This is a genomic window from uncultured Leptotrichia sp. (assembly GCF_938036635.1).
Taxonomy (GTDB): domain Bacteria; phylum Fusobacteriota; class Fusobacteriia; order Fusobacteriales; family Leptotrichiaceae; genus Leptotrichia; species Leptotrichia hongkongensis.
In genome coordinates this window covers 1-4624 of record NZ_CALHQO010000055.1, presented here as the reverse complement: position 1 = coordinate 4624, position 4624 = coordinate 1, and the positions used below count along the sequence as shown (strand labels likewise).

Below are 4624 nucleotides of genomic sequence, written 5' to 3'. Positions count from 1 at the left end.
GGGATTACAGGCGTGAGCCACGGTGCCCAGCCAATTTTATTTTTTTAATTTTACTTTATTTTTATTTTATTATTTTATAACATCTTTAAATCAAATGACATTTCATTTTTATATATTTTTTAATATATTGTCATTATCCTTGTAAAATTCTATTATTTCATCTTGCGTTGCAGTAGCCGTTCCTATTTTTGCTACTACAATTCCAGATGCCATATTCGCAATTACCCCAGCCTCATATAAATCCGCTCCAGCACATATTGAAAGTAAAAATGTCGATATAAAGGTGTCCCCAGCCCCTGTAACATCATAAACTTCCCTTGCTACAGTCGGTATCCTTTTATGTTTTGTTCTAAATAACGAAACTCCCTCTTCACTCCGAGTAAGTACAACATTGTCTAGTTTTAAATCATCCTTTAATTGAGCCATTTTTTCAGCAATTTCTTCCTCGCTCGTAAATTTTTTCATTCCAAAATAATCTAAAATTTCTTTTCTGTTTGGAGTCATTGAAGTTGCTCCAATATAATTTTTAAAGTTTTGCGGCTTTGGATCAACCATTACTTTTTTATTATGTTTCTTTGCTATCTCGATTACTTTTTCTGATAAATATTTTGTAAGAAGTCCCTTATTGTAATCAGAAATCAGCACTGCATCAATATTTTCAATATTTTTTTCAAAATTTTCCAAAAGTTGATTTTGAATATCTTCTGAAATATCAGTATCTTTTTCCCAGTCTAATCTAAGTAGCTGTTGACCTTGTGACAAAACTCTACTTTTAATAATCGTTGGACGGGTTTCGTCCTTCACAATTCCAGCAGGATTCACATTTTTATCTTCAAGTTCTTTTATAAATTTTTCTCCATTTGCATCATTACCGATTACTCCATAAACAAAAACTTTTGCTTCAAGCGAAGTCAAGTTATTTGCTACATTTGAAGCTCCTCCTAACACAAATCTTTCCTCTTCAATATTCACAATCGGAACAGGTGCTTCCGGAGAAATCCTGTTAACTTTCCCAATTAGGTACTCATCCAGCATCATATCACCAATTACAGCAATTCTAACACTGTTAAATTTTTTTATTATTTCTTCAAGCCTTTGAATTGAAATCATCTTTTTCCTTTCCTTAATTCAAATTCATTAATTTACAATTTTCAATTATATTTTTTAGTTTTAAATCTTTATTTAGTATTATACTACATATTTTGGAAATTTGCAGTATAATTTGTAAAGTTTTTCATTTGAACTGAAAAAAATTTAAAATGATTATTTTTTTATTGAGTTTTATCTTGAATTACTGCTTCAATTTCAATGTAAATATCCCGCATTTCCCTATTAGTACGTCGATACTTAAACAATGGACCAATTATAGGAATTTTTGATAACACTGGCACTCTTCTTATTGTTTCCTTGCTAACATCCTGCTTTAATCCTCCAATGAAAGTCGATCCACCATTATTCAACGTAATTGTTGTTTTAGTCTGATTCTTCTGTTTAGCACCAGAAGATGCGTTATAGCTTGAAGTTAGCTTAAAGTTGCTTATTTCCGTATCAATTTTGAGTAATATTTTCTTTATTCCATTAATTTTTCTAATTTCAGGATTTATTCTAAAGACTATACCAGCTTCAGAAAAAATTGGCTCTACATATTCTGTATCTTTCTTTGTAGTCTTTTTTTCTCCAACAAGCACTTCCTCTGTAACCTTTAATTCTCCTTCCTCATTTTCCATAATCATAAGTGTCGGCATAGCCTCAATCCGTATATCTCCATTTTCCTTCAGCAAATTAAAATCGATTCCTAAAAATCGTCCTCCTTTTGAAAAAATTGACGCAATCGAAACTTCTCCATTCAAAAATTTTGCTACTAGATTATCCTTAGTCGCATTAGAATTATTACTATTTATGCTCCAGTCGATTCCAAGCCGCTCAAACAAATTTGAACTTGTATCAATTATAGTTCCCTTTATTATAATCTGCTCCTTTTCCTTATCTAGCGACTTTATGATCCTTTTCATCTCCTCAACTTTACTCTCATCTCCGCTAAAAATTACTTTATTGTCAATTCCAATAACTTCAAATCCAAAAAATCCATTAAGTGCCTCGGTAATATCCTTTACATTTCTGTATTCTAAGTCAACTTCTCCAGTTTTCTTTTTAACTTCCTTTACAGTCTGCTGTACATTATTCTGATTCTGTCCCTGATTCTTATTTTCCTCTTTTTTAGTTACAGAATTATTATTTTTATTATCCTGCTTATTACTATTTTTCCTCTTATTATCACTATTTTCCTTTTTTTCAGCCTGCACTTTCTTCGGAACTTCATAAATAAATATTTTTTTAGCATTTTCTACATCACTCTTATTTACATAATCAGCCGTTTTTGCTCCAAAAACATTACTCAAAGCAAGCCAAAAAAACAAAAAGCAAATAATTGACAATCTATAACTTTTCTTTTTTTTCAAAATTTTAATCCCCTCTTTCAAATATGTGATTTATGCAATTTTTCCTTTATTTTCAGTATTAATCTTCCTTTTATCTGTAACTTTCTCTATAAAGCCAAGCGAAATTTTAAATCCATCGCTTGTGAGTTCCATAAACATTTTGGAAGTATCAATATATTTTCTGCTTTTATTCACAAAATAAATAAATTTCCCAAAGTCATTGAGGCTTCCATACATCGTAAAATGAATATATTTGAGCCTATATCCATTGCGTTCCCACACATTTTCCGACTTTGAGATTTCTTTCATTTTAAGCCCGCTGTCATGCGAAAACACATAAATCATCTTTTTAAATTCAGATTCATTTTTTATTGACAAAAACGACAATCTTTGAGTCAATGCCAATATTTGATTGTATTCGCCCATAATTCTTTCACGTTCTGACTTTTTCTCCTCCACTACATCTATAATCTTACTTTCCAGATTCCTTTTATTCTCAATCAAAATCTTTCTATTATTCAAAACCTCTTTATATTTCCCATACTTTTTGTTAATACTTATCAGCATAAAAACAATTCCAGCCACAAGTATCAATATCTTCAAATTTAATTTTATCATCCTATTTCTTCCTATATATCTTTATTCTATTAAAAAGTTTAATTACGCACTAAAACTTAAAAATTTCTGACTATTTGGCTTAAACTATTTAATACTTATCAATTTAAAATGGTTCAAGTACATACTCAAAAACCGTTGCAGTATCATTATCCTTCAAATACCCCAATTCAGAGCTTGGATATTTTCTCAAAATATTATTCTCAAATTTTTCAAAATTACTAAAATTCTCCATTTCCCCCTGCACAGTCCACTTTGTATTCTCATAATTAATTTTCGTATAACCAATACCATTTTTACTATTTTCAACTAAAAATTTTATAACCGAATAATATTCTCTCCTTTTTATCGCTCCATCAATTTCACGAAGTGTAGCAAGCTCCTTTGAATAATCTGGAATTTCCTCAGCCTTTTTCTTCAAATAATCCTTTTCCAGCGATTTTATCTCTTTCTGAATAATCTCATTTTCAACAGTCTTTTTCTGAAGCGGAATTGAATTATAAATCCAAAAATACGCAATGATACAAATTCCAGCAATAACAACATCAGAAAATTTTATATTTTTTACGCTCTCTTTATCAAAAATTGCCGTTTTATTCACAAAATCAGGACTATCCGAAAGTTCAGCCCCTGTAAATATAACTTTTACATCATTTTCTCCACTTCCAACAACTATCATATCTCCAAAATCAAAGTTTTCAACATCATCCACATCCTCAGTTCTCAACTCAATTTTTTCTATTTCAACAATTTTCTCATTCACAATTAAAATTCTAAGGCTATTTTCTTCCCCAATCTGCAAAATCTCTATTCTATCACTTTTATTCCCTGACTTTACACCAATGCTAAAAATCCCTTGATTATCGCTACTCTCTTCATTTATATCAATTTCCTCTATTTCACCCAAATTCCTATTGATATCTAATTTTTCAATAACTCCTGTTTCCTGAATACCTTCAAAATTTCCTATTATATTCTGAAAATTTTCTTCATTTTTCAAAAAATTATTTTCATTTTCAAAATTTTCATTCTGATTTATTTCAAAATTTCCGTCCCTATAGTAATTATAAACAGCGTCAAAATCTATTTTCAGCTCCGAAATTACCACAGAATATTTTTTCAGGCAATTTTTTACTTTATTAATCTCCCTTTTATCCAAATAAATATCTAAAAATTGATTTTCCAAATGATTTATAACCAATTTTCTATTCACAAAATTAATTTTTTTCTTAAAAATTTCCGAAATATCTTCCAAATTTACAGACTTTTTCTCTAACTTTTCAACATTATTTTCTTTTTTATCAGATTTTTCCACATTTTCTCCAAAATTACTAAATAAAAAATATGAAAAATGTAAAATTACAATCGCTTTAGTATTTTTTTCAATCTGATTTTCCTCAAAAAACGATTCTAAAGCCATTTCAAGCTCCTGATTTTCAAAAAAATATATTTCATCATTAAAAGTATGCTCATTAGGATCTAACTCAACAGAAGTAATACGCCCTTTAATATCTGTTTTTATCTGTAAGTCAAAACTATAATCTCTATCAATCTTTGTTCTAAGTACTTTA

At 29.2% G+C, this 4624-nt stretch carries 4 protein-coding genes; all 4 read right to left on the bottom strand.

The features are described 5' to 3' along the window. Nucleotides 1-108: 108 nt before the first annotated feature. Complete coding sequence (gene rfaE1 / locus Q0370_RS00980; protein ID WP_299570869.1) at nucleotides 109-1110, bottom strand: D-glycero-beta-D-manno-heptose-7-phosphate kinase; 1002 nt, start codon at nucleotides 1108-1110, stop codon at nucleotides 109-111. 161 nt (nucleotides 1111-1271) lie between these two features. After that, entirely contained in the window at nucleotides 1272-2459 is a 1188-nt protein-coding gene (locus Q0370_RS00975) for a type II secretion system protein GspD (protein ID WP_299570866.1), read from the bottom strand. Between the two features lie 30 nt (nucleotides 2460-2489). Continuing rightward, nucleotides 2490-3056 carry a hypothetical protein gene (locus Q0370_RS00970; protein WP_299570863.1) on the bottom strand — a complete coding sequence of 189 codons (567 nt, stop codon included), beginning with the start codon at nucleotides 3054-3056 and terminating at the stop codon, nucleotides 2490-2492. 103 nt (nucleotides 3057-3159) lie between these two features. Further along, nucleotides 3160-4551 (bottom strand): hypothetical protein, encoded by a 1392-nt coding sequence (locus tag Q0370_RS00965; protein WP_299570872.1) that lies wholly within the window; start codon nucleotides 4549-4551, stop codon nucleotides 3160-3162. Nucleotides 4552-4624: the final 73 nt, after the last annotated feature.

What these genes read in the sequence shown, in the direction of transcription:
- rfaE1 (WP_299570869.1), bottom strand. Translation starts at nt 1,110, where the DNA reads ATGATTTCAATTCAAAGGCTTGAAGAAATAATAAAAAAATTTAACAGT.
- Q0370_RS00970 (WP_299570863.1), bottom strand. Translation starts at nt 3,056, where the DNA reads ATGATAAAATTAAATTTGAAGATATTGATACTTGTGGCTGGAATTGTT.